The sequence below is a fragment of the Arthrobacter sp. NQ7 genome, from assembly GCF_029581595.2.
GTDB classification, from domain to species: domain Bacteria; phylum Actinomycetota; class Actinomycetes; order Actinomycetales; family Micrococcaceae; genus Arthrobacter; species Arthrobacter phenanthrenivorans_B.
Window position 1 is genome coordinate 19756 of sequence record NZ_JARFXU020000019.1, and the last position, 22160, is coordinate 41915.

Here is a 22160-nt window from a genome sequence, read left to right on the forward strand (position 1 = left end):
CATGAAGATCATTGCCGCCGATGTGTTTGTTACCAGTCCGTCGCGGAATTTCGTGACGTTGCGGATCACGACGGAGGACGGTGTGACCGGGATTGGTGATGCGACGTTGAACGGTCGTGAGTTGGCTGTTGCGGCGTATTTGAAGGAGCATGTGGCGCAGTTGCTGGTCGGCAAGGATGCGCACCGGATTGAGGATACGTGGCAGTTCCTGTACCGGAGTGCGTATTGGCGGCGGGGTCCGGTGACGATGGCGGCGATCGCTGCGGTGGATATGGCGTTGTGGGATATCAAGGGCAAGGTGGCCGGGTTGCCGGTGTACCAGTTGCTGGGCGGTGCGTCGCGGAACGGGTTGCGGGCGTACGGGCATGCGTCGGGGTCGGATATTGAGTCGTTGTTTGATTCGGTGCGGGAGCATTTGGAGCTGGGGTATAAGTCGATCCGGATCCAGACCGCGATCCCGGGGATCAAGGCTGTTTATGGGGTGGCGGCGCAGGCGCAGGCGTCGGGGGAGCGGTATGACTATGAGCCGGCCGGGCGGGGTGCGTTTCCGCAGGAGGAGGACTGGGATACCCGGGCGTATTTGCGGCACCTGCCGACGGTGTTTGAGGCGGTGCGGAATGAGTTTGGTCCGGAGATCCCGTTGCTGCATGACGGGCATCACCGGATGACGCCGATCCAGGCGGCGAAGCTGGGCAAGGCGCTGGAGCCGTATGACTTGTTCTGGTTGGAGGACTGCACGCCGGCGGAGAACCAGGAGGGTTTGCGGCTGGTCCGGCAGCACACCACCACGCCGCTGGCGATCGGTGAAATCTTCAATACGGTGTTCGACTTCCAGACGCTGATCAAGGAGCAGCTGATTGATTATGTGCGGGCGGCGTCCACGCATTTTGGCGGGATTTCGCCGTTGAAGAAGGTGATGGATTTCGCTGCGCAGTACCAGATCAAGTCGGGGTTCCATGGTCCGACGGATATTTCGCCGGTGGGGTTCGCGGCGCAGCTGCATGTGGGGTTGGCGATCCATAACTACGGGATCCAGGAGTACATGCAGCACTCGGCCAGGACCAACGAGGTCTTCGAGCAGTCCATGACGTTCGTGGACGGGTACCTGCACCCCGGTGACAAGCCGGGTATCGGCGTCGAATTCAACGAGGAAGCCGCCGCGGCCTACCCGTACCAGCAGGCCTACCTGCCCTACAACCGCCTGGTCGACGGCACCGTCCACGACTGGTAAGGAAGCACCCGCATGAACAAGATCCGCATCGTCGTGATGGGCGTCTCCGGCTGCGGCAAGACCACCATTGGCGACCTCGTCGCCCGCGAACTCGGCGTCCCGTTCCTGGACGGCGACTCCCTCCACCCTGTAGAGAACGTCGCCAAAATGGCCGCCGGGACGCCCTTAACGGACGAGGACCGCTGGCCCTGGCTGGCAACGGTGGGATCTGAACTGGCTGCTGCCGGGGACGGCGGACTGGTCCTGGCCTGCTCCGCGTTGCGCCGCAGCTACCGCGACGCCATCCGCGCCCAGGCGCCGGACACCATCTTCCTGCACCTGAACGGCAGCAGGGAGGTCCTCAAGGCACGAACCGAAGGCCGCACCGGCCACTTCATGCCACCAGCCCTGCTCGACTCCCAGCTCGCCACCCTCGAACCACTCCAGGAAGACGAGCGCGGCGTGGTGGTGGACATCGCCGCGCCCGTCGCCGACGTGGTGGCCCAGGCACTTAAGGGGATCGGCGGCGTCGTACCTCCAGGCAAGGATGCGTCCGGCACCCGGCCGCGGCAGTTCGACGTCGACCTCGCGGCAGCGCCGTTCAACCTCGACGCCGGGGCGATCGCCTGGGTGGAAGGCACCCTCGGTGCCATGACGCTCGAGGAAAAGATCGGGCAGCTCTTCATCAACCACAACAACGACTACTCGCCCGGGTACCTCGACGGGGTGTTGGAGAACTACCACGTGGGCGGCATGCGGTACCGCCCGGGTCCATCCGCCGCCGTCCAGGAACACATCCGCTACGCACAGTCCAAAACGCGGATCCCGTTGCTGATTGCGTCCAACCCGGAAATGGGCGGAGCCGGCAGCTGCGATGACGGCACGTTCGTGTCCACGCACCTGCAGGCAGGCTCCCACCCGGACAAGACCATTGCCCGGCAGATGGGGCAGGTGGCCGGAGTGGAGACCGCGGCCCTGGGGTGCAACTGGGCGTTCGCGCCAATCGTGGACATCCACTACAACTGGCGGAACACCGTCATCTCCACCCGTTCCTTCGGGAACACCCCGGAAATCGTGGTGGAGCGTGCCAAGGAATACTTCGACGGCATCAGCGAATCGCCCACGGCCTGCGCCATGAAGCACTTCCCGGGCGACGGCATCGACGAGCGCGACCAGCACGTCGTCACGTCTTACAACACCCTCTCTTATGAGGAGTGGAACCGGACGTACGGGCATGTGTACCGGGAGATGATTGCGCACGGCGTGCAGTCCATTATGGTCGGCCACATCGGGGCGCCCGAGGTCTCCCGGCACTTCCGGCCCGGGATTGCCGACGCGGAGATCCTGCCGGCCACGCTGTCTCCGGAACTGCTGCAGGACCTGCTGCGCGGTGAGCTTGGCTTCAACGGGCTGGTGCTGACGGATGCCTCACAGATGGTGGGCCTGACCCAGGCGAAGAAGCGCAAGGACCTGGTGCCGGCCACGATCGCTGCCGGCTGCGACATGTTCCTGTTCTTCCGGAACCCCGCTGAGGACTTCCAGTACATGCTGGACGGCTACAAGTCCGGAGTCATCACCGAGCAACGGCTGCACGACGCCCTGCGGCGGATCCTCGGTTTGAAGGCGTCGCTGGGCCTGCACCTCAAGCCTGCTGACCAGCTGGTGCCTCCTCCCGGAGCACTTGCGGTCATTGGATCCGCCGAGCACCGGGCCATTGCCGCTGGGATTGCGGACAAGACCGTGACCCTGGTCAAGGACACGGCAGGAAACCTTCCCATCACTCCGGCCACACATCCGCGGATCCGTTTGTACGGGATTTCCGGTGGCGCCGACTTCACCCGCGCCGACCCGCTTGCCTACCTGGACGTAGTCAAGGAGGAGCTGGAAGCCGCCGGTTTCGAGGTGCACCTGTTCCGGACTGCTGAGCAGCGTGAGGCAGCAGGGGAGGCCGGGATGAACTTCATGCGGGTCCTGGCCGAGGAAGCCACGGGGGACTACGCGGAGAAGTACGACGCTGCGTTTGTCTTCGCCAACGTCAAGGGCTTTGCGCAGGAAGCAGCCATCCGCATCAAGTGGTCTTCCCCGATGGCAGCGGAAATCCCGTGGTACGTCACGGAAGTGCCCACGGTGTTCGTCTCGCTGAACCAGCCGAACCACCTGATCGACGTGCCCATGGTCAAGACAGCCATTCACGCCCATGCGGGCACCCGGGAAGCCATCCGGGCAGCCGTGGACAAGATCCAGGGCAAATCGGAGTTCCAGGGCACGTTCAACGACAACGTATTCTGCGGGTCCTTCGACACCCGGCTTTAGGAACCAACCGAAGGAGGCGCCACCGCAGCAGCGGTGGCGCCTCCTTTATGCTTCAGGCCCGGGTCCCCCTAGGCGTCTTCACGCTCCGGGTTCTCCAGCCGGAAGAAGTTGGACTGTCTCCCATCGGACCTCTGTTCCTGGTAGATGAAGTTGAGCCCGCGGTCGTCAAACGTCTTAAACCACTCCTCCCAGCTGACTTCACGAAGGTTCGCGTCCTTCTCCCTGAAGTCGATGCGCAGGACGCCCAGGTGGTCCCCGTGTTCCGTGCCGTCAACAGTCGCCGGAACGCCGCCGCGTTCTTCCGCCCACTGCCTGATGACCTCATGGTGTGTGGTCGCGAGGCTGCGTCCTTCGCGCTCTGGCTCCTCCTCGGTGGACGTAATTTCCTGCGAGTACTTCAACGACTTGGACGAGTCGTCGCCATGGCGGACCCTGCCGCCGTCGGGGCCGGCTCCCAGGTCTTCTTCGTCGTCCGCCCCGGAGCGGCTGTTGCGGCCCCGGCCGTTATCCGCGTCCTCCTGCCGGGCCTGGGCCACCTCTTTCACAAGTTCTTCCTTGCGCAGGCCAGATGCGCCGCTGATGTGCTCCTCCCTGGCCTCCTGGCGGAGCTCGTCCACCTTCATGTTGCGCAGCTCAGTCTCACTGACGTCGGGCGTATTCGGTGTCTGGTTACCCGGCTTTTCACTCATGGCTTGTCCTCCCTTTGCAGAACGGTTCGGCAGAACCAACAAATAATAAGGCTACTTACTTTCTAGTCCGGGGACCGGCCCTGAGTCAAGGGCGGCCTTGTGGTGCGGTGCGCAGGTGTGCCGTGCTCCATGGGGCTTTGGACTCTGGGGCAGATGGCAGTCCGGTTTGTAGGCTCCCTGGAGAGCGGACTATAAGGAGGTGTGCCGTGGGCAGAATGATGCCGGAGGTGCTGGGACTTAGCGCGCCCGGGCTGCGTTCCCCGCGCGCCGCCCGCCCTGGCCGACGGTTTGCGGGATTCCTGGGTCTTGCCGCCGCAGCCGGAGTCCTCACCCATGCTGTGTTGCCGCGCATGCTGGGGGAGTGGGGTGCAACGGACGCCGAAAAGGTTATGCCCCTGCCAGGGGACGAACTGGTTCCCGACGCCGATGAAATCCAGACAATGGCCGTCACCGTCCCTGCCCGGCCGGAGGACGTGTGGCCATGGCTCGTGCAAATGGGCGTCGACCGCGCAGGCCTGTACTCCTACACGTGGGTGGAAAACGGGTTGCTCCATCTGGGAGTCACCAACGCGGACCGCATCCATCCCGAGTGGCAGGACCTGAAGGTGGGCGACATTATTGCCTTTACCCCGGAGGGATATCCCGGTGGGCGGCAGGGGCCGCGCGTAGTGGACCTGGAACCGGGCCGGCACCTGGTCCTGGACTCCAGCCCCGGCGCGCCGCCGGGGACGGTGACCGGGACCTGGCAGTTCGTCCTCCGTCCCGTCGACGGCTCAGCCACACGGCTGCTCCTGAGGACCCGCTATGGTTCCCGGCGCCCCACCAGTCTCCGCGTCACCGATTTCATTCTTCGGCCCGCTTACCTGGTCATGGACCGGGCCATGCTGCTGGGCATCAGGAAGCGAGCCGGTATGCAGGGGCCGGGCACGCCGTCGCCGGCCCCTTAGCGGGCCACGCTGCTACCCGCGTAGTCTGGCCCAGTGGACTTCTCCTGTGAACTTTCAGAGGGTATTTTCCTTCGTCCTGTCCAGAAGTCAGATGCAGCGCCACTGGCAGCGGCTTTCCAGGCCAACCGGTCCTACCTTGCTCCTTGGGAGCCCGTCCGTCCGGAGAGTTTTTATACGGTGCAGGGCCAGCGGGAAGTGATCGGCAGGCGGCTGGCCGAGCTTCACGCCGGCACGGCACTGCCACTGGTGCTGGCAGGAGATGCAGGCATTGTGGGGCTGCTGAACCTCAGCTCAATCGTGCGCGGCGCGTTCCAGAATGCCCATCTGGGCTACTGGATTGCCCACTCCTACCAACGGAGAGGGCTGATGACGGCGGCCGTAGCTGCCGTCACGCAACTCGCGAAAGTCAATGTGGGGCTTCACCGGCTCGAGGCCGCAACCCTGGTGCACAACACCGCGTCCCAGCGGGTGCTGGAAAAGAACGGATTCGAGGCGTACGGCACGGCGCGCGCCTACCTTCGGATAGCCGGCCAGTGGCAGGACCACCGGATGTACCAGCGGATCCTCTAGGGCCGGTGGCCTGTGTCCGGAAAAGGCAGCCCTGGTGTCCTGATTCCCCAGCGGAGATGGCAAGCAAAAGGCCCCGGTTCCTTTGAATTCAAAAGAACCGGGGCCTTTCTGCGTGGCGGTGACGGTGGGATTTGAACCCACGTTGGCTTTTACACCAAACAACATTTCGAGTGTTGCACCTTCGGCCGCTCGGACACGTCACCAACCTCAATAGGGTACCGGAGCATGGCCTGCATCCCCAAAACGGCCTGCGGCGAATGCTCGCGCCGCGTCCGATCCTCATTGTCGTACCCCCTTGTCATGATGGGTTTATGGGGACAGCGGCGGTGGTGAAGGCGTTCGGGGATATCCGGGCTGCCATAGCGGTGCTGAATGCTGAGGTGGATGGGGCCGGGTTGGCGCCGTTTTCAGTGTCTGATCCGTTGGCTGGTTTGGCGGATGGGTGCCTGGACGTTCTGGCCGGTGCGCGGGAGGTGGAGGCCGGGTTCGCGGGGTTGAAGGCGAAGGCGGCGGTGACGTACACGGAGGCTGCTTGTGCTGTTGCGGGTCCGGATGTGCCGGTGGTGGCGCAGGAGATGGCGGTCGCGGCCGAGATCGGGTGTGTGCTGGCGCTGGGGCCGCGGGCGGCGTCCTCGTTCCTGGCGACCTCGCACGCCCTGACCACTGGTTTGCCGCTGACCTTGGAGGCTTTGCAGGCCGGGTCCCTGTCGTGGCAGCACGCGGTGGTGATGGCCGATGAAACCGCTGGCCTGGATGCTGCCGGGGCTGCGGCGTTGGAAGCCCATTTCCTGGACCCCGGAGCACCGGATGGTGCGCGGGGTTGTCCGGCCGGGGAGTTGCCGGCGCACCGGTTTCGGGTCAAGGCGCGGACGTGGCGGGAACGCCACCATGCGGAGTCGATTGAGAAGCGGCACGCCAAAGGGGTGGTGGAGCGGCGGGTGGAGTTCCGGCCGGACCGGGACGGAATGGCCTGGCTGTCTGCATGCCTGCCCGCGGACCAGGCGCTTGCCGGGTGGAACCGGCTCACCGCCGTCGCCCGGTCCCTGCAGGGCCCGGACGAGCCCCGGACCATGACCCAGCTCCGCGCGGACACGTTTGCTGCCACTGTCCTGGGAGGCGGCACACCAGACCGCACGGACGCCAGCGGCACGTCCGCCGGCAGGGATGCCAGGAGGACTTCTGCCGGCACGGATGCTTCCCCCGCCACGGCCTGTGGCGCCCTGACCCGCCACAGCGACAGCAGCGGCGGGGGAGACTGCCTTACCGCATCCGGAAGCGTTGCAGAAACAGATGTCCCGCCGACATCAATAAGGGCGCAGGTGCTGGTCACCGTTCCCGTGTTCTCCCTGCTGGGTCTGACCGATGAACCGGCAATGCTGGACGGGTATGGTCCCATCCCGCCGTCAATGGCCAGGGACCTCGTTGCGAACGGAGCCGAGTCCTTCCACCGGGTCCTGGTGGATCCGCGGGACGGGGCGCCGCTGGAGATCGGCAGGACCAGCTACCGCCTTACGAAAGCCATGCGGGCCTGGCTAAGGTTGCGCGACGGCAAGTGCCCGTTCCCCGGCTGCAGCAACCACTCCCTGGACAACGAGGCCGACCACCTCCTCGCCTGGGCCAACGGCGGCACCACCGGGATCAGCAACCTGGGACAACCCTGCCCAAAACACCACAAACTACGCCACACCACCGGCTGGACACCAACCCCCGCAACCAAAAACGAACCACCCGGCTGGACCTCACCCACCGGCCGGCACTACGCCAGCGAACACCAGGACTGGGAACCACCACGCTGGCCTCCCGGCCTGGCGCTTGAACCACGGCTGCCGGAATGGAGCGTGGCCGGCTGCGTCGACGTGGTCAGGCTGGGTTTCTCCCCGGGCGAGCAATGGCTTGGAAGGATCCTCCACCCGCCCTCTGCGTGAAGGCCCATGAAGGCCCCGGAAGGCCCCGGGCCAATCCGCCTCCGGGTTTCGCGCCCTGTGCCAAACGGGATTCAATCCCCAAGGCCCTTACAGCCCGTGCCCAGCCCTCAACCCGGATGCCCTCACGGATGCCCACCCACACCGAAGGGCCACCGCCACGCAAAAGTTCGCCACGCGCCGTCGGACTTTCGCCGTCCCCGCACGTCCGGCTAGATTCATCAGCAAGATGACAAATTCACAGAATCCGATCCACGCCACCGCATACTGGACCACTGCCAAGGAACACGGCGAGCTCAGGGCCGAGGAGGTCCCCGCACCAGGGCCGGGCGAGGCGCTGGTCCGTGCGTTGTACTCGGGGATCAGCAAGGGCACGGAGATGGTGGTCCACGCAGGGGCCGTGCCTCCCCGGGTAGCGGAGGCGATGCGGGCTCCGCATCAGGAAGGGCAGTTTCCCGGGCCCGTAAAGTTCGGTTACCTCTCGGTGGGAGTCGTGGAGGACGGACCCGCGGAATGGAAAGGCCAGCGCGTCTTTTGCCTGAACCCGCACCAGGACGTCTACGTGGTTCCCGTGGACTCCCTGACCAGGATCCCCGACGACGTCCCGTCGCGCCGTGCCGTCCTCACCGGCACCGTGGAAACCGCCGTCAACGCGCTCTGGGAAGCCGGGCCGCGGCTGGGGGACCGGGTCGCCGTCGTGGGCGCCGGCCTGGTGGGCGGCATGGTGGCTACCCTGCTGGCCAAATTCCCGCTGCAGCGGCTGCAGCTGGTGGACCTCGATCCTGGCAGGAAACAGCTCGCAGACACGCTGGGAGTGGACTTTGCGCACCCAGACAGCGCGCTGGCCGACTGCGACATCGTGTTCCACTGCTCTGCATCCCAGGAAGGCCTGGAACGCAGCCTGCAGCTCGTGGGCGATGAAGGCGACGTCATCGAGATGTCCTGGTACGCCAACCGCGAGGTCACCGTCCCGCTGGGAGAGGACTTCCACGCCAGGCGCCTCTCCATCCGGGCAAGCCAGGTGGGCACAGTGGCCCGGGCCCGCCGCCACCGCCGGACCACCGCGGACCGCCTCGACCTCGCCGTATCGCTGCTCAAGGACCCCGTCTTCGACGCGTTCCTGACCGGATCGTCCCGGTTCGAGGACCTGCCGGACGTGGTCCAACGCCTGGCGGACGGCAGCCTGGCCGCCCTGTGCCACGTCGTCGAGTACCCCGCCACCAGTCAAGCCCCCACCCCAGCCGCCCACAACTCCGAAAACTTGAGGTAACCCATGTTCAGCCTGACCGTCCGCCGCCACTTCATGATCGCCCACAGCCTTCCCCGGGAAGCCTTTGGTCCAGCCCAGGGACTGCACGGGGCAACCTTTGTGGCCGAAGTGGCCTTCCGCCGTCGCGCACTGAACGACGACGCGATCGTCCTGGACATCGGCGCCGCCGGCACCATCATCGAGGAAGTGCTCGCCGGCCTGAACTACCGCAACCTGGACGAACACCCCGATTTCAAGGACAAGCTCAGCACCACCGAAGCCCTCGCCGAGTACGTCGCCCAGCAGGTGGCGGCCCGGATCAAGGACACCAACGACGGCCCCGAGCTCGCAGGAATCGAGGTCACCCTGCGCGAGAATCCGGACGCCTGGGCCACCTATTCCCTGGACCTCACCGCCTAGCCATGCGCTCCATCCGGCTGCTGGTCCCCGGCAACATCCACCACAGCTCCGGCGGGAATGTCTACAACGCGCGCCTGGTGGCCGGCCTCCAGGCGCATGGCGCCGAGGTTGAGGTCGTCGCCGTTGAGGGACGCTGGCCACAAGCCAGTGCCGGGGAACGACGACGGCTGGGCAGCCTTCTTGGCGCGTGGGAACCGGAGGCGGTTCCCGGGCAGGCAGTGGTCATCGTGGACGGGCTGGTGGCAGTGGGTGCCCCCGATGAACTGGAACTCGCGGCCAAAGCGGGCCAGGACATATGGGTCCTGGTGCATATGCCAGTGCCGGAAAGCTCCGGAACCGCAGCTCTGGCCGACGAAGCCCGCGCACTCCGGGCAGCAACCGGAGTGGTCTGCACCAGTACCTGGGCCGCTTCGAAGCTCACGGACCGCGGACTTCCCCAGGCCGGAGTCGCCCTTCCCGGCGTTGCCTCCGCGCCCCAGGCGAAGGGTTCCGTTCCCCCGCACTTCATTGTTATGGCGGCGCTGCTGCCGAACAAAGACCAGCTGCTCGCCGTCGAGGCCCTGGCCCAGGTGCAGGAGATCCCGTGGACTGCGTCCTTCGTGGGCTCGGACCAGGCGGACCCGGACTACGCGCAGGCGGTCCGTGCCGCCATCGCGGCCCACGGGCTGGAAGAGAGGGTCCAACTCACCGGGGAACTCACCGGCGACCCCCTGGAAGCCGAATGGGCGCGCGCAAACCTCAGCCTCCTCGTCTCCCGGCAGGAGGCCTTCGGCATAGCTGTTACCGAATCCCTGGCCCACGGTGTCCCGGTCCTGGTCCGCGAAGGGACAGGTGCGGTGGAGGCTCTTTCCTTGGCCAGCCTGGTGCCGGCCGACGGCGGACCGCGGCTTCCCGGCGCGGCACTGCCCCTTCCCGAAGGAGGGCCGGAGAGCCCGGGACGGCTCGCCTCCGTCCTCCGCCGCTGGCTTGAGGATCCAGGAATAAGGGAGGCATGGCATGCAGCTGCCCTGGACGCCCGGCCACGGCTGCCGGACTGGAACAGCACCGCGCAGCAGGTCCTGGCCATGCTGGGGGAGCGCGACTGACGGGAGCGCGGGAAACGCCGCCTGTCGGAGCCCAAGAGGCGTCACCGCAACTTAGATCGCGCCGCGGTGCCCCGCGAAGAACTCGCGCAGCAACGCACCGCACTCCTCCCCGCGGACGCCCGGGTACACCTCAACCCAGTGATTGAGCCGCCGTTCGCGGAGGATATCGAACACGGAGCCGGCGGCGCCCGCCTTCTCGTCCCAGGCCCCGAAGACCACCCGCGGGATGCGGGCCAGCACAATCGCGCCGGCACACATGGCGCAGGGTTCCAGGGTGACCACCAACGTGCAGTCGGACAACCGCCAGCCGTCACCGGCGCCGCCCTCCCCCCGGGCCAATGCCTGCAACTGCCGCGCCGCCTCCCGGATGGCCACCACCTCGGCGTGGGCCGTGGGGTCGCCCAGTTCCTCACGCTGGTTGCGGCCGGAACCCAGCACGGCGCCGTCGGGCCCTATCACCACGGCGCCGATCGGCACGTCCTCCGTGGTCAGCGCCCGCCGGGCCTCCACAAGGGCAAGGCCCATCCAGGCGTCGTGTTTCTTTTCCGGCAAGGGCATGGCTCAATGATAGTTTCGGGGGATATTCAGGTTACTTACCGACGCCGGGAGGCACCATGGACACTCTTCGGGACCGCATAAGTATTTGGTTCAAACCGTACGCGGCACTGGTCCTCACGATCCTGGTGGGCGGCGTCATCATTGTGTCGCTGGCGCTGCTCGGTGCGGAGGTCTACGACAATGTGGTGGACTCAGCCGGCCTCGCTAACCTGGACAAGCCCGCGCTGGCCTTCGCCGAAAGCCTGCGGAGCCCAGGCCTCGATGCGTTCGTCACCGGCTTCACCAATATCGGCGGCGGCGTCGGCATGCCCATCCTGGCCAGCATCCTCACCGCCTGGCTGACCTTCCTTAGCCGGAACTGGCGGCCGTTGGTCCTCATCGGCGGGGCAGCAGCGGCCTCGGTCACGGCCACCACGTTCGGCAAGAAGCTGGTGGGCCGCACCCGCCCGGACCACGCTGACGCCGTTCCCCCGTACGAGGACTCGCCGTCCTTCCCCAGCGGCCACACCCTGAATACCACCGTGGTCATCAGCCTGGTGGTGTACCTCATCTGCCTTCAGTTCCACACCATGCGGGTCCGCGTCGCTGCCATCACGGGCGGCACCATCTTCATCATTGCCATGGGATTGAGCCGCGTTTTCCTGGGGCACCACTGGCTGACCGATGTCATGGCAGGGTGGCTGCTGGGCCTTACCTGGGTCGGTGTGGTGATTATGGCCCACCGGCTGTTCCACCTGGTCCGCAGGCGGGAGCATGCCGGCGCCGCGCCGTCGTTCGACCGTCCGATCGTGCGCGATGTGGTCGCCGAGGAAGTGCACGAGCACGGAGGCTCCGGGCCCGGGAAGGGCAGCGCCGGATGATAGTTTTGGGGGATGCGTACTCTCGTTGTTGACCACCCCCTGGTCGCCCACAAGCTCACCGTCCTGCGGGACAAGAACACACCGTCCCCTGTCTTCCGGCAGCTGACGGAAGAGCTGGTGACCCTGCTGGCCTATGAGGCCACCCGGGAAGTCCGCACCGAGCCCGTCACCATCGAAACGCCCGTCAGCACAACCATCGGCACCGCGTTCACCAAACCCACCCCACTGGTTGTCCCGATCCTCCGTGCCGGCCTGGGAATGCTGGAAGGCATGACCAAGCTGGTCCCCACCGCTGAGGTGGGCTTCCTGGGCATGGCCCGGGACGAGGAAACGCTGGACATCATCACCTATGCGGAACGCCTCCCGGAGGACCTCACCGGCCGCCAGGTCTTCGTCCTGGACCCCATGCTGGCTACCGGCGGCACGCTGCGCGAGGCCATCAAGTTCCTGTTCAAGCGCGGCGCGTCGGACGTCACCTGCATCTGCCTGCTCGCGGCGCCGGAGGGCCTGGCCAGACTGGAGGAGGAGCTGTCCGGGGCCAACGTGCACATTGTCCTGGCCTCCATCGACGAGAAGCTCAACGAGAAGTCCTACATCGTCCCGGGCCTGGGCGACGCGGGCGACCGCCTCTACGGCATCGCAGGGTAGGGTCCACCCTTTTTCAGCCGGCCTCCTGCCGCTAGCCTGAGCGGATGGACTGGAAACTCGAACTCGTTTTTGTCCCCGTATCCGACGTCGACCGGGCCAAGGATTTCTACGTCAACAAGGTCGGGTTCAACGCCGACTATGACGAGCGTCCCTCGGACTCCATCCGCTTCGTGCAGTTGACGCCGCCCGGTTCGGCCTGCTCCATCTGCATCGGCGAAGGACTCACGGACGCCCCGCCCGGCACCGGATCCAACCTTCAGATGGTGGTCAGCGACATCAAGGCCGCCCACGACTTCCTGAAGAACAACGGCGTGGACGTCAGCGACATCGACGTGCAGGACTGGGGCCACTTCGTCCATTTCGCCGATCCCGACGGCAACAGGTGGTCTGTCCAGTACATCCCATGGCGCAATGAGGGCCAGGCCAGCCCTTAAAGCAAACCGCGGGCCACATCACGTGATGCGGCCCGCGTCTTGCGCCGGTTCCCCTCTGCGGTGGTGCCGTGCCTAGTACCAGTTGTGAGCCAAGTGGAAGTTCAGGGCACCGCAGGGCGACTGGTAGCTCTTCTTGATGTAGTCCAGGCCCCAGTTGATCTGCGTGCGGTAGTTGGTGAGGTAGTCCGCACCGGCGCTCGCCATCTTCTCCGCGGGAAGGGACTGGACGATCCCGTAGGCGCCGCTGCTGGCGTTGGTGGCGGTGGTGGTCCAGTCCGATTCCTTGGTCCAGAGCGTCTGCAGGCACTGCATCTGGTCCGGGCCCCAGCCAAAGGAGGCCAGCTGGCCGGCGGCGTACGCCTGGGCGCCGGCCGGGTCGTTAATTGCGACGGCGGGAGCCGGCTCGGGTGCCTTGGCGGGTTCGGGTGCCGGGGCGGGTGCGGGGGCTGCCGGCGCCGGTGCGGGGGCGGCCGGGGCGGGTTCCGCTGCCTGCGGCGCGACCGTGATTGCTGCCGGAGCGGGGCTGGCCGCCGGGTTGGAACGGATCTCGCTCTTCTCGATGCTCATTTGGGAGTCGGCCGCTGCCGTGGAAGAGTTGGAGCCGGTGGATGACACTGGGGTCATGCCGCTGGTGGCCTGGCCTGCAGCGCCTACGCCCACCAGCACCGCGCACGATGCTGCGAGGATCCCGGCGCGCTGGCCCAGGGTGGTTTTCTTGGCCTGCTTGGCGGCCCGGTGTTTAGCCTTGGCCTGCAGGCGTGTTTCTGCCGTGTTTTTGGACATGATTGATCGCCTCTCACACCTGCGGAGTTAGCTGTCGGGTTCGGATGAGGGCATCCGGCCATACGGAAAGAACACGTACTGGCTTAACCCCAAGGGCATTCATTGCCCGGGACGGTGGGTCCCCCGCCTCTGCCGTAGCTCAATCGGGATCCGGGGAAGCGGCAGAGCTTGGCGTCAACCCGGGATATGCGGCCCGAACGGGGACCGCACCCAATCGACGGTACAGGAAGGATACGAGAAAGTCACATTTAGGTAACGGAAGTCACGGTGGCAGCGAGTCGAATTGCGCACCGGTTCAGGTTTGGCTCAGTCGCCAAGCAGGTAGACGGTGGTCCCGCCGATGCTCCGTGCGGTGAAGTTTTCCGCTACCCACTGGGCAACCCGGGCGGCGGCGTCTGAGCCTGTGCTGGACCGGGTGGTTCCGCCCGCAATGAAGTAGTGGATCTTCCCCTGCGACACCAGCTCCTGGAACTGCTCAAGGGTGGGGGAGGGGTCGGTCCCGTTGAAGCCGCCGACTGCCATCACAGGCAGTTCCGTTGCCAATTGGTAACCGGCAGCATTGTTGGAGCCCACCACCGCCGCCGCCCAGGTGTACCCCGCTGCACCGTCTTTCAATGCTGCCACCAGGTCTGATGACGGGGTGGGGGCGCCAAGAAGGCCACCCATGGCGCCGCCTGCACCGCCGCCACGGCCGCCGGCCACACCAGCTCCGCCGGGGCCTTGTCCGGCCTGGCCCGCCCCGGACTGGCCGGGTCCTGCCTGCCCGGAGCCGACCTGGTTTTGTCCGGTTCGGCCGCCGAACTGCCGGGTATTGCCGCCCGTGCCGGGCCCACCGGTCCTGTTGGCACGGGAGCCGCCAGGGCCGGCAAATGCTGTCGCCGGCCCGGCGCTGACAATGGCCCCGCTGTGTGCCGTTGCCGCCGTGGAGATGGAGAACGCCAGAGGTCCGGCGAGCGACGCCGCAATGGCGAGCCCCGCCGTCGCCCGCTGCACCGCCGTCGTCCACCGCCCCGCCGCGGTCCGCTGCACCGCTGTCGTCCACTGCACCGCTGCCGTCCACTGCATGGAGCGCAGGCGAAGGAACCTGCCCAGTCCAACTCCTGCCGCGGCCGCCAGGCCTGCTGCCAGGACCAGCCAGCGGAACCAGGGACCATAGGCGGTGGTGGTACCGAGCAGCTGGAACGCCATAACTGCTGCCGCGGCCGTAGCTGAAGCCACTGCCACGGCCGCGGCCGGCTGGTGCCGGTGCTGCCACAGGAGAACCCCGCCCAACCCGGCAAGCCCGGCTATCCCGGGCGCCAGTGCCACCGCGTAGTAAGGGTGGATGATGCCGGACATGAAGCTGAACACCAGGCCGGTCACCAGCACCCACGAGCCCCAGACGATGACGCTGGCGCGCACCATGTCCGTCCGCGGGGCCCGCCGGCCCACCCAGAGAAGGCCCGCGGCCAGGATCAGGGCAGACGGCAGGAGCCATGCGATCTGGCCGCCGAACTCACTGTTGAACATCCGCAGCAGCCCGGGAACACCCCAGCCATTGCCGCCACCCACGCTGCCTGTCTCGTCGCCGGTCAGCCGGCCAAGGCCGTTGTAGCCCAGCGTCAGCTCCAGGATGGAGTTGTCCTGCGATCCGCCGATGTAGGGGCGCATGCCGGCAGGTGTCAGCTCCACCGCAAGGAGCCACCATCCGGCCGAAGCCGCCATTGCGGCGCCGGCGGCAGCCAGCCACAGCAGCCGCCGCCCCATCCTGCCGCGGCCCGCCGCCAGGACCGCCAGGGCAAAGCCGGGAACCACCAGCAGCACCTGCAACTGCTTGGCCAGGAAACCCAAGCCCAGGAACACCCCCGCCAGCAGGATCCACCGCAGCCGGTCCTCCTGGATGGCCCGGAGGACCGCGTAGCCTGCCGCTGTCATGAGCAGCACCAGCAGGGTGTCCGGGTTGTTGAACCGGAACATCAGGGTGGCCACCGGTGTGAGGGCAAGGACGGCGGCGGCCAGCAGCCCGGCCCGGTGCGCGAGCCTCGCGTCACCGGTGGCCGGGGCAGCCGCGCGCCGGACGGCGAGGTAGAGCAGCCACGCCGCGCCGACCCCCATCAACGCATCGGGCACCAGGATGCTCCAGGAATTCAGCCCGAAGAGCCGGACGGACAATCCCGTGATCCACAGCGACGCCGGCGGCTTGTCCACCGTGATGGAGTTGGCCGCATCGGATGAACCGAAGAACCAGGCCGTCCAGTCCTGCGATCCGGCCTGGGCCGCCGCCGAGTAGAACGCATTCGCCCAGCCGGACGCCCCCAGGTTCCAGAGGTACAGCACTGCGGTGCCCGCCAGGACGGCAGCCAGTTCCAGGCGCTGCAGCGCGGCCGGCCAGGCCCGCCGCGCTGCAGGGACGTCCTGTGCTGTGCCCGGAGCGGGGGAAGCTGTTCCGGCTGCCCGGCCGGGACGGGACGGCACAAAGCCGGTAGCGATGCGTCGGTACGTGGTGCTGGTGAATCGGCCGGCCATGGCGTCCTACTTGGTCAGTTGGTACACGGTGGAGCTGCCCACCGTCTGGGCCTGGAAGTTGGCCTGGACCCAGGCAGCCACCTCGGAGTTGCCGCCCCGGCCGCCCATTGCGCCTCCGCCCATTCCGCCGCCTGCGATGAAGTAGCTGATTTCGCCCTTGGAGACCATGTCCTGGAATTCGGCGAGTGTGGGGTAGGGATCGCCGCCGTTCCAGCCGCCCAGGGCGATAACGCTGGTGTTCGAGGCAAGTTCCAGGCTGGCCGCCTGGCTCGCGCCGGAGACGATCGCCGACCATTTGGTGGTGGTGGACGCCAGCAATGCGGTGACGGACGCATCGGCCGCCCCTTCGCCGGGACCGCCTGCGCCGCCAACACCGGGACCCCCAACACCGGAATCCCCAGCATCAGGACCACCAGCACCGGGAAGGCCGTTGGCGGGGTCGAAGCCTTCTGCGCCGGCGGTGGCGTCCGTGCCGGCCTCCCTGCCGTCAGCCCGGTCACCGCGGAGTCCCGCTGCCCGGTTGCCGAAGCCGGCGGTCGACGAACCCGCTGGCCCCGACGTCGGAATGGAACCCGCATGTGCCGTAGCGGCAGTGGCGAGGGTCCACGCGGCGGGTCCCAGCCCACCGGCCAGGAGGGATACGACGACGACGGCGGCCGCGCCTGCGCGCCGGAAGCGTCCCTTCGGGGCCACGGCGTCCAGGCGGAACAGGATTCCGGCGGCGGCAACGGCGCCGAGGACGATGATCGCGGGACGCAGCCAGGGGAGCCACGAGGCGTCGCGGCCCAGCAGGACCGCGGACCAGATGGCCGTGCCGAGGATGGCCACGGCCAGGACCGTGCGGGCAGGCCAGTACCCACGGCCGCGCCAGAGTTCCACGGCGCCGATGCCTACCAGTGCCGCGATGGCCGGGGCCAGCGCCACCGAGTAGTAGGGGTGGACAATGCCGCTCATGAAGCTGAAGACCCCGGCCGTGACCAGGAGCCAGCCGCCCCAGAGGATCAGTGCGGCCCGGTTCGCTGAGGTGCGGACTTCGCGGCGGGTGAACCAGAGGCCGGCCAGCAGCAGGACGAGGGCTGCGGGCAGCAGCCACGATACTTCGCCGCCGAAACTCGTGCCGAACATCCGGAGCAGGCCTGCCGCACCGCCGAAGCCGGCGTTCCCGCCGCCGAAGCCGGGTGCGCCGCCCAAACCGCCTGCGGGTGCGCCGCCCCCGCCCGCTGCCCCGCCGCCGGGCATGCCCTCACCCGAGCCGGTGATGCGCGCCAGCCCGTTGTAGCCGAACGTCAGTTCCAGGAAGCTGTTGGTCGTGGACCCGGCCATGTACGGCCGCTCCGAAGCCGGAGTCAACTGGAAGAGGGCGATGTAGCTGCCGGCCACAACGATGATGCCGCCCAGCGCGCCCAGCAGGTGCAGCAGGCGGCGCCCCAGCGTGGTGGGGGCGGCCCACAGGTAGGCAAGTCCCAGTGCCGGAACCACCAGGAAGCCCTGCAGCATCTTGGTGAGGAATGCCAGGCCGATCACGGCGCCGGCCGCCACGAGCCACTTCCATCCCGCGCGCTCGATGGCCCGGGTGGTGAAGTACGCCGCCAGCACCAGGCAGAGGGTGAGCATCGCATCGGGGTTGTTGAACTTGAACATCAGGGCAGCCACCGGGGTCAGCGCCAGTGCGCCGCCCGCCAGGAGGCCCGCAGCGGGACCGGAGACCCGCTTGACCGCCAGGTAGAGGAAGCCGACGGCGGCAACGCCCATGAGCGCTTCCGGCACCAGCATGCTCAGTGATGAGAATCCGAAGATGCGGCCCGCGAGCGCCGGGATCCAGAGTGCGGCGGGGGGCTTGTCCACGGTGATGGCGTTGCCGGCGTCCAGCGATCCGAAGAGGAACGCGGTCCAGTCCTTGGTGCCGGCCTGGATGGCCGCCGCGTAGAAGGAGTTTCCGTAGCCGGTGGCTGCCAGGTTCCAGAGGTAGAGCACAGCCGTGGCCACCAGGAGCCCGGCCGCGGACGGCCGGACCCAGCGCGGCTGGCTGCCGAAGGCGTACCGGGTCCAGCGTGCCGGTGCCTCCGGCCCTGATGCTGCGGTGGCAGCGGCCGTGCCGGTGGCTGGAGCGGCCGTTTCGCCCCCGGGGGTTGATGCCGGTGAGATGGTGGAGGTCATGATGCTGCCGTTTCTGTGGAGGTCGTGGCGGGAGCGTGGTCAGCGGTGGTGGCGCTGGCTTCGCCGGTGCGGGTGCCGGTGCCGGGGGTTGGGGGACGCGGTGACCGCTCACGGAAGACCCACAGCCGGAACAGCAGGAACCGGACGGCCGTGGCTGCCAGGTTCGCCGCCACGACGGTGAGGACTTCCACCCACCGGTCCGGCGTCGTCGCGCGGTGGACCAGGGCGAGCGCCCCGGAGGTGAGCAGCAGGCCGATGCCGAACACGATCAGCCCCTCGAAATGGTGCCGGACCGGATTGCCGCCCTGGATGCCGAACGTGAAACGCCGGTTGGCGCCGGTGTTGGCCACCGCCGTGATGAGCAGCGCCAGGAAGTTGGCCAGCTGCGGGTCCATGAAGCCGCGGCAGAACACGAAGATGGCCAGGTAGGCCAGGGTGGAGGCGGCGCCGATGGCCGCGAACCGGACCAGCTGGCCGAACAGGCTGCTGCCGCGGGTCTGCTCACCGGCCCTCGATGATGCGGGAAGCGGCCCACGGGCCAGGGCGGCACGCAGTTCCGGGACCGGGATCCGGCCATAGACCAGGTCGCGGGTCAGCCGCGCCATGCCGCGGACATCTGCCAGGGCAGTGCGGACCACGTCCACGCTGGAATCCGGATCGTCGATCCAGTCCACCGGAACCTCGTGGACGCGCAGGCCGCAGCGTTCGGCGAGGACCAGCAGTTCGGTATCGAAGAACCAGGAGTTGTCCACGGTGTAGGGGAGGATTTGCTGGGCGACGTCGGCCCGGATCGCCTTGAATCCGCACTGGGCGTCGCTGAAGCGTGCGCCCATGAAGGAATGGAGCATGAGGTTGTAGCCGCGCGAAATGAACTCCCGTTTGGGACCGCGGACAACGCGCGAGTCCCGGGTGAGCCGGGTACCGATGGCCAGGTCCGAGTGCCCGGAGATCAGGGGCGCCAGCAGGGGAGCCAGGGCGGCGAGGTCAGTGGAGAGGTCCACGTCCATGTACGCCAGCACCGGTGAGGGGGACGCCAGCCATACGTTGCGCAGGGCATTCCCCCGGCCCTTCTCGTCGAGGTGGACCACGGCCAGTTCAGGGAACTCGCGGGCCAGCCGTTCGGCGATCTTCAGCGTGCCATCCGTGCTGGCGTTGTCCGCCACGGTGATCCGGAAGCTGTGCGGAAAGGTTTCATGAAGGTGGCCGTGGAGCCTGCGCAGGCATTCCTCCAGGTCGCGTTCCTCATTGAAGACCGGAATGGTCACGTCCAGGACGGGGACGGCGGTGCGGGTGTCCACGGGTGCCCGCCGTACGGCATGCCCCCTGGAAGGAAGGCCCGGCGGCGCCACTGCGGCGTCCTGGCGGGGTCCTGAAGTGGAGTCGGTGAGCGTCATGCATCAACAGTGGCGCTGCCGGATTTGAGGGCTTTAGGCACAACCTGTGACGTGCCTGTGTAAGTGAAGGTCACTTTATCGGCGGCCTGCCTGTGGGCGCGGATCACCGGGGCTACGGCGTCGTGGTCCAGGCCGTCGCGGGAAGCCGGATGGCGAACTCCGTCCTGCCCGGCCGGGAAACCAGCTCAACGGTGCCCCCATGGGCCATGACGATGGATTCCACGATGGACAGCCCCAGCCCGGACGATCCCTCGGAACCGGACCGGGCGGCGTCGGCCCGGGTGAAGCGGGAAAAGATGCTGCCTTGGAATTCGGCGGGGATGCCGGGCCCGTCATCGGTGACCGTGACCACCACGCTCCCGTCGGCGGAGCGCATCAGCCCGGTGGTCACCGTGGTGCCGGCCGGGGTGTGCTTCCGGGCGTTGGAGAGCAGGTTGGCCAGGACCTGGTGGAGCTGGGTGTTGTCGCCGCGGACGGTCACGGGTTCGTCCGGAAGCTGCAGCTGCCAGGTATGGTCCGGAGCCATGACCTTTTCATCGCTGACGGTTTCGACCACCAACTGGGTGAGGTCCACGTCCGTGGTTTCGGTTGCCTTGCCTTCATCCAGCCTGGCCAGGAGCAACAGGTCCTCCACCAGGGCTGTCATGCGTTCCGACTGGCTTTGGACGCGCCCCAGGGACTTTTGGCCGTCCTCGGTCAGCGTTTCGGTCATCCGCATCAGTTCGGTGTAGCCGCGGATGGCGGTCAGGGGTGTCCTCAGCTCGTGGGAGGCATCGGCTACGAACTGGCGCACCTTCATCTCGCTGCGCTGCCGTGCCTCGAGAGCGTTGGCAACGTTGTCCAGCATGAGGTTCAGGGCATGGCCCACGCTTCCCACCTCGGTGGTGGGGTGCGCCGCGGAGGGTGGCACGCGCACGGCGAGCGCCACCTCACCGGCGTCGAGGGGCAGCTTTGAGACCCTGGTGGCCACGTCGGAGAGCTGTTCAAGGGGCCGCATGGTCCGGCGGATCAAGGCAGTGCCGGCCAGCCCAATCAAGACCAGGCCGCCCAGCGACACGAGCACCATGGTCAGCACCAGGGAGGCTTCGGTGGCATTCTTCATGGCCAGGGGGAGCCCGGTGATCACCACATCGCCGTACGGCGTCGCGGTGGCGAGGACCCGGTAGTCGCCGTTGGACAGCTGCCGGTCCACCGGCACACCGTTGCGTGGCAGTGCCTGCAGGGTGGCCACATCGGCGGAAGTCAACGCTGTGCGCGTGAAGTCGGAGGACAGGAAACCTGCGGCGTTGCTGATCTGGCCGTTGCTCACGCGGGCGTTGAGTGTTCCCACGCTCTGGCCCCGGGCGTCGAGCGGGTCAGGGCGTCCGGAAGGGTTGCCTTCCGGCGGGCGGCCGCGGGAGGCCTGCATCAACTGGCTGTCCAGCTGGTTGGTGAGGACCACGTCCATCGAGGCGTAGCTGGCCACGCCGATCGCGCTGGAGATGGCCACCAGGAGGGCCATGGAGAGCAGGATCAGGCGGGTCCGCAAATGCCAGGTGGAGGGGTTGAACCAGGACCGGCCGGTGGGCCGGGGGACACCGGAAAGCGACGACATGCGTTTCCCCGGTTAGTCTGCGGGCTTGATGACGTAGCCCGCCCCGCGCACGGTATGGATCATCGGCGGGTGCCTGGCCTCGATCTTCTTGCGCAGGTAGGAGATGTAGAGTTCCACGATGTTCGCCTGACCGCCGAAATCGTAGTCCCACACATGGTCCAGGATCTGCGCCTTGCTGACCACGCGCTTGGGGTTTTCCATCAGGTAGCGCAGGAGTTCAAACTGCGTCGCCGTCAGCTGGATGTCCTCGCCGGCACGGGTTACTTCGCGGGTGTCCACGTTGAGTACCAGATCGCCCACCACCAGCTCGGCGGTGTCCATGGCAGCGACTCCGGAACGCTGCACCAGGCGGTGCAGGCGCAGCAGGACCTCTTCCATGCTGAAGGGCTTGGTGACGTAGTCGTCCCCGCCTGCCGCCAGGCCCACGATCCGGTCCTGGACAGCGTCCTTTGCCGTAAGGAACAGCGCGGGCACCTCCGGCGCAAAGGCGCGGATCCTGCCCAGTAGTTCCACGCCGTCGAACCCCGGCAGCATGACATCCAGCACCAGGACGTCCGGGTGGAAGTCCTTGGCCAGTTTCACGGCCGTGGGTCCGTCACCGGCAACGGCTACGGACCAGCCGGCCATGCGCAGGCCCATGCTCATCAGCTCCGACAGGCTGGGCTCGTCGTCCACCACCAGGGCACGGATCGGGGAACCGTCGGGATGGGTGAGCTGGGGAAGGTTGTTGGTCATGGGGTGCGGGGATGCCATGGGACAACTCTCCGATCTGTCGGTTAGCCAGTGCTTTGCCGTTGCTGTGTTCCAGCTGTGAGCTCCAGC

The 22160-nt window shown here is 67.2% G+C and carries 19 protein-coding genes, 1 tRNA gene and 1 riboswitch; of the genes, 11 read left to right on the forward strand and 9 right to left on the reverse strand.

Annotated elements, in window-relative coordinates; translation table 11 throughout:
* Position 1: 1 nt before the first annotated feature.
* Complete coding sequence (manD, locus tag PUN71_RS17250) at positions 2 to 1231, forward strand: D-mannonate dehydratase ManD (protein ID WP_277799398.1); 1230 nt, start codon at positions 2 to 4, stop codon at positions 1229 to 1231.
* A 12-nt stretch (positions 1232 to 1243) separates the two neighbouring features.
* Positions 1244 to 3523, forward strand: a complete 2280-nt coding sequence (locus PUN71_RS17255; RefSeq protein WP_277799399.1) for a gluconokinase, GntK/IdnK-type — start codon at positions 1244 to 1246, stop codon at positions 3521 to 3523.
* A 68-nt stretch (positions 3524 to 3591) separates the two neighbouring features.
* Here PUN71_RS17255 and PUN71_RS17260 read toward each other — a convergent pair whose 3' ends face one another.
* The gene (locus tag PUN71_RS17260) at positions 3592 to 4212 is read right to left on the reverse strand and encodes a Rho termination factor N-terminal domain-containing protein (RefSeq protein ID WP_277799400.1); all 621 of its coding nucleotides are present in this window, start codon (positions 4210 to 4212) and stop codon (positions 3592 to 3594) included.
* 215 nt (positions 4213 to 4427) lie between these two features.
* On the opposite strand from PUN71_RS17260, the gene PUN71_RS17265 reads away from it, so the two are divergent.
* Both PUN71_RS17265 and PUN71_RS17270 read left to right on the forward strand, forming a co-directional pair.
* Positions 4428 to 5159 (forward strand): SRPBCC family protein, encoded by a 732-nt coding sequence (locus tag PUN71_RS17265; protein ID WP_277799444.1) that lies wholly within the window; start codon positions 4428 to 4430, stop codon positions 5157 to 5159.
* A gap of 33 nt (positions 5160 to 5192) precedes the next feature.
* Positions 5193 to 5729 (forward strand): GNAT family N-acetyltransferase, encoded by a 537-nt coding sequence (locus PUN71_RS17270; protein ID WP_277799401.1) that lies wholly within the window; start codon positions 5193 to 5195, stop codon positions 5727 to 5729.
* Between the two features lie 113 nt (positions 5730 to 5842).
* On the opposite strand, the gene PUN71_RS17275 is transcribed toward PUN71_RS17270, so the two are convergent.
* Positions 5843 to 5932: transfer RNA gene (locus PUN71_RS17275), tRNA-Ser, on the reverse strand.
* Between the two features lie 108 nt (positions 5933 to 6040).
* Here PUN71_RS17275 and PUN71_RS17280 point away from each other — a divergent pair.
* The 4 genes from PUN71_RS17280 to PUN71_RS17295 all read left to right on the forward strand — a co-directional run bounded on the left by PUN71_RS17280 (position 6041) and on the right by PUN71_RS17295 (position 10405).
* On the forward strand, positions 6041 to 7654 hold the full coding sequence (locus tag PUN71_RS17280) for an HNH endonuclease signature motif containing protein (RefSeq protein ID WP_277799402.1): 1614 nt from the start codon (positions 6041 to 6043) through the stop codon (positions 7652 to 7654).
* A 226-nt stretch (positions 7655 to 7880) separates the two neighbouring features.
* Positions 7881 to 8921, forward strand: a complete 1041-nt coding sequence (locus PUN71_RS17285; RefSeq protein ID WP_277799403.1) for a zinc-dependent alcohol dehydrogenase — start codon at positions 7881 to 7883, stop codon at positions 8919 to 8921.
* 3 nt (positions 8922 to 8924) lie between these two features.
* The gene (locus PUN71_RS17290) at positions 8925 to 9320 is read left to right on the forward strand and encodes a 6-pyruvoyl trahydropterin synthase family protein (protein ID WP_043451993.1); all 396 of its coding nucleotides are present in this window, start codon (positions 8925 to 8927) and stop codon (positions 9318 to 9320) included.
* A gap of 2 nt (positions 9321 to 9322) precedes the next feature.
* A complete protein-coding gene (locus PUN71_RS17295) occupies positions 9323 to 10405 on the forward strand; it encodes a glycosyltransferase family 4 protein (RefSeq protein WP_277799404.1) in 1083 nt (360 codons plus the stop codon).
* Positions 10406 to 10456: 51 nt separating this feature from the next.
* Here the strand turns inward: PUN71_RS17295 and PUN71_RS17300 are convergent, their stop codons facing one another.
* The gene (locus PUN71_RS17300; protein ID WP_277799405.1) at positions 10457 to 10963 is read right to left on the reverse strand and encodes a nucleoside deaminase; all 507 of its coding nucleotides are present in this window, start codon (positions 10961 to 10963) and stop codon (positions 10457 to 10459) included.
* Between the two features lie 56 nt (positions 10964 to 11019).
* On the opposite strand from PUN71_RS17300, the gene PUN71_RS17305 reads away from it, so the two are divergent.
* Genes PUN71_RS17305 through PUN71_RS17315 form a run of 3 tightly spaced genes read left to right on the forward strand, consistent with a single transcriptional unit; the run spans position 11020 to position 12905 of the window.
* On the forward strand, positions 11020 to 11823 hold the full coding sequence (locus tag PUN71_RS17305) for a phosphatase PAP2 family protein (RefSeq protein ID WP_043451998.1): 804 nt from the start codon (positions 11020 to 11022) through the stop codon (positions 11821 to 11823).
* Positions 11824 to 11835: 12 nt separating this feature from the next.
* Entirely contained in the window at positions 11836 to 12471 is a 636-nt protein-coding gene (gene upp / locus PUN71_RS17310; protein WP_043451999.1) for a uracil phosphoribosyltransferase, read from the forward strand.
* A 44-nt stretch (positions 12472 to 12515) separates the two neighbouring features.
* Complete coding sequence (locus tag PUN71_RS17315; RefSeq protein ID WP_043452002.1) at positions 12516 to 12905, forward strand: glyoxalase superfamily protein; 390 nt, start codon at positions 12516 to 12518, stop codon at positions 12903 to 12905.
* A 72-nt stretch (positions 12906 to 12977) separates the two neighbouring features.
* Here PUN71_RS17315 and PUN71_RS17320 read toward each other — a convergent pair whose 3' ends face one another.
* The 6 genes from PUN71_RS17320 to PUN71_RS17345 form a co-directional block, all read right to left on the reverse strand.
* Positions 12978 to 13688: an aggregation-promoting factor C-terminal-like domain-containing protein gene (locus tag PUN71_RS17320; RefSeq protein ID WP_277799406.1), complete on the reverse strand. Its 711-nt coding sequence runs from the start codon at positions 13686 to 13688 to the stop codon at positions 12978 to 12980.
* Between the two features lie 5 nt (positions 13689 to 13693).
* Positions 13694 to 13854: riboswitch (cyclic di-AMP (ydaO/yuaA leader) on the reverse strand.
* A 140-nt stretch (positions 13855 to 13994) separates the two neighbouring features.
* On the reverse strand, positions 13995 to 16193 hold the full coding sequence (locus tag PUN71_RS17325) for an ArnT family glycosyltransferase (protein WP_277799407.1): 2199 nt from the start codon (positions 16191 to 16193) through the stop codon (positions 13995 to 13997).
* Between the two features lie 6 nt (positions 16194 to 16199).
* Entirely contained in the window at positions 16200 to 18350 is a 2151-nt protein-coding gene (locus PUN71_RS17330) for a glycosyltransferase family 39 protein (protein WP_277799408.1), read from the reverse strand.
* Positions 18347 to 19744 carry a bifunctional glycosyltransferase family 2/GtrA family protein gene (locus PUN71_RS17335; protein ID WP_277799409.1) on the reverse strand — a complete coding sequence of 466 codons (1398 nt, stop codon included), beginning with the start codon at positions 19742 to 19744 and terminating at the stop codon, positions 18347 to 18349. The genes PUN71_RS17330 and PUN71_RS17335 overlap by 4 nt, the downstream gene beginning before the upstream one ends.
* Positions 19745 to 19856: 112 nt before the next feature.
* Positions 19857 to 21338 (reverse strand): sensor histidine kinase, encoded by a 1482-nt coding sequence (locus PUN71_RS17340; protein ID WP_277799410.1) that lies wholly within the window; start codon positions 21336 to 21338, stop codon positions 19857 to 19859.
* 12 nt (positions 21339 to 21350) lie between these two features.
* Positions 21351 to 22091: a response regulator transcription factor gene (locus PUN71_RS17345; RefSeq protein ID WP_277799411.1), complete on the reverse strand. Its 741-nt coding sequence runs from the start codon at positions 22089 to 22091 to the stop codon at positions 21351 to 21353.
* Positions 22092 to 22160: the final 69 nt, after the last annotated feature.

What these genes read in the sequence shown, in the direction of transcription:
- manD (WP_277799398.1), top strand. Translation starts at nt 2, where the DNA reads ATGAAGATCATTGCCGCCGATGTGTTTGTTACCAGTCCGTCGCGGAAT.
- PUN71_RS17255 (WP_277799399.1), top strand. Translation starts at nt 1,244, where the DNA reads ATGAACAAGATCCGCATCGTCGTGATGGGCGTCTCCGGCTGCGGCAAG.
- PUN71_RS17260 (WP_277799400.1), bottom strand. Translation starts at nt 4,212, where the DNA reads ATGAGTGAAAAGCCGGGTAACCAGACACCGAATACGCCCGACGTCAGT.
- PUN71_RS17265 (WP_277799444.1), top strand. Translation starts at nt 4,428, where the DNA reads ATGATGCCGGAGGTGCTGGGACTTAGCGCGCCCGGGCTGCGTTCCCCG.
- PUN71_RS17280 (WP_277799402.1), top strand. Translation starts at nt 6,041, where the DNA reads ATGGGGACAGCGGCGGTGGTGAAGGCGTTCGGGGATATCCGGGCTGCC.
- PUN71_RS17285 (WP_277799403.1), top strand. Translation starts at nt 7,881, where the DNA reads ATGACAAATTCACAGAATCCGATCCACGCCACCGCATACTGGACCACT.
- PUN71_RS17290 (WP_043451993.1), top strand. Translation starts at nt 8,925, where the DNA reads ATGTTCAGCCTGACCGTCCGCCGCCACTTCATGATCGCCCACAGCCTT.
- PUN71_RS17295 (WP_277799404.1), top strand. Translation starts at nt 9,323, where the DNA reads ATGCGCTCCATCCGGCTGCTGGTCCCCGGCAACATCCACCACAGCTCC.
- PUN71_RS17300 (WP_277799405.1), bottom strand. Translation starts at nt 10,963, where the DNA reads ATGCCCTTGCCGGAAAAGAAACACGACGCCTGGATGGGCCTTGCCCTT.
- PUN71_RS17305 (WP_043451998.1), top strand. Translation starts at nt 11,020, where the DNA reads ATGGACACTCTTCGGGACCGCATAAGTATTTGGTTCAAACCGTACGCG.
- upp (WP_043451999.1), top strand. Translation starts at nt 11,836, where the DNA reads ATGCGTACTCTCGTTGTTGACCACCCCCTGGTCGCCCACAAGCTCACC.
- PUN71_RS17315 (WP_043452002.1), top strand. Translation starts at nt 12,516, where the DNA reads ATGGACTGGAAACTCGAACTCGTTTTTGTCCCCGTATCCGACGTCGAC.
- PUN71_RS17320 (WP_277799406.1), bottom strand. Translation starts at nt 13,688, where the DNA reads ATGTCCAAAAACACGGCAGAAACACGCCTGCAGGCCAAGGCTAAACAC.
- PUN71_RS17325 (WP_277799407.1), bottom strand. Translation starts at nt 16,193, where the DNA reads ATGGCCGGCCGATTCACCAGCACCACGTACCGACGCATCGCTACCGGC.
- PUN71_RS17330 (WP_277799408.1), bottom strand. Translation starts at nt 18,350, where the DNA reads ATGACCTCCACCATCTCACCGGCATCAACCCCCGGGGGCGAAACGGCC.
- PUN71_RS17335 (WP_277799409.1), bottom strand. Translation starts at nt 19,744, where the DNA reads ATGACGCTCACCGACTCCACTTCAGGACCCCGCCAGGACGCCGCAGTG.
- PUN71_RS17340 (WP_277799410.1), bottom strand. Translation starts at nt 21,338, where the DNA reads ATGTCGTCGCTTTCCGGTGTCCCCCGGCCCACCGGCCGGTCCTGGTTC.
- PUN71_RS17345 (WP_277799411.1), bottom strand. Translation starts at nt 22,091, where the DNA reads ATGGCATCCCCGCACCCCATGACCAACAACCTTCCCCAGCTCACCCAT.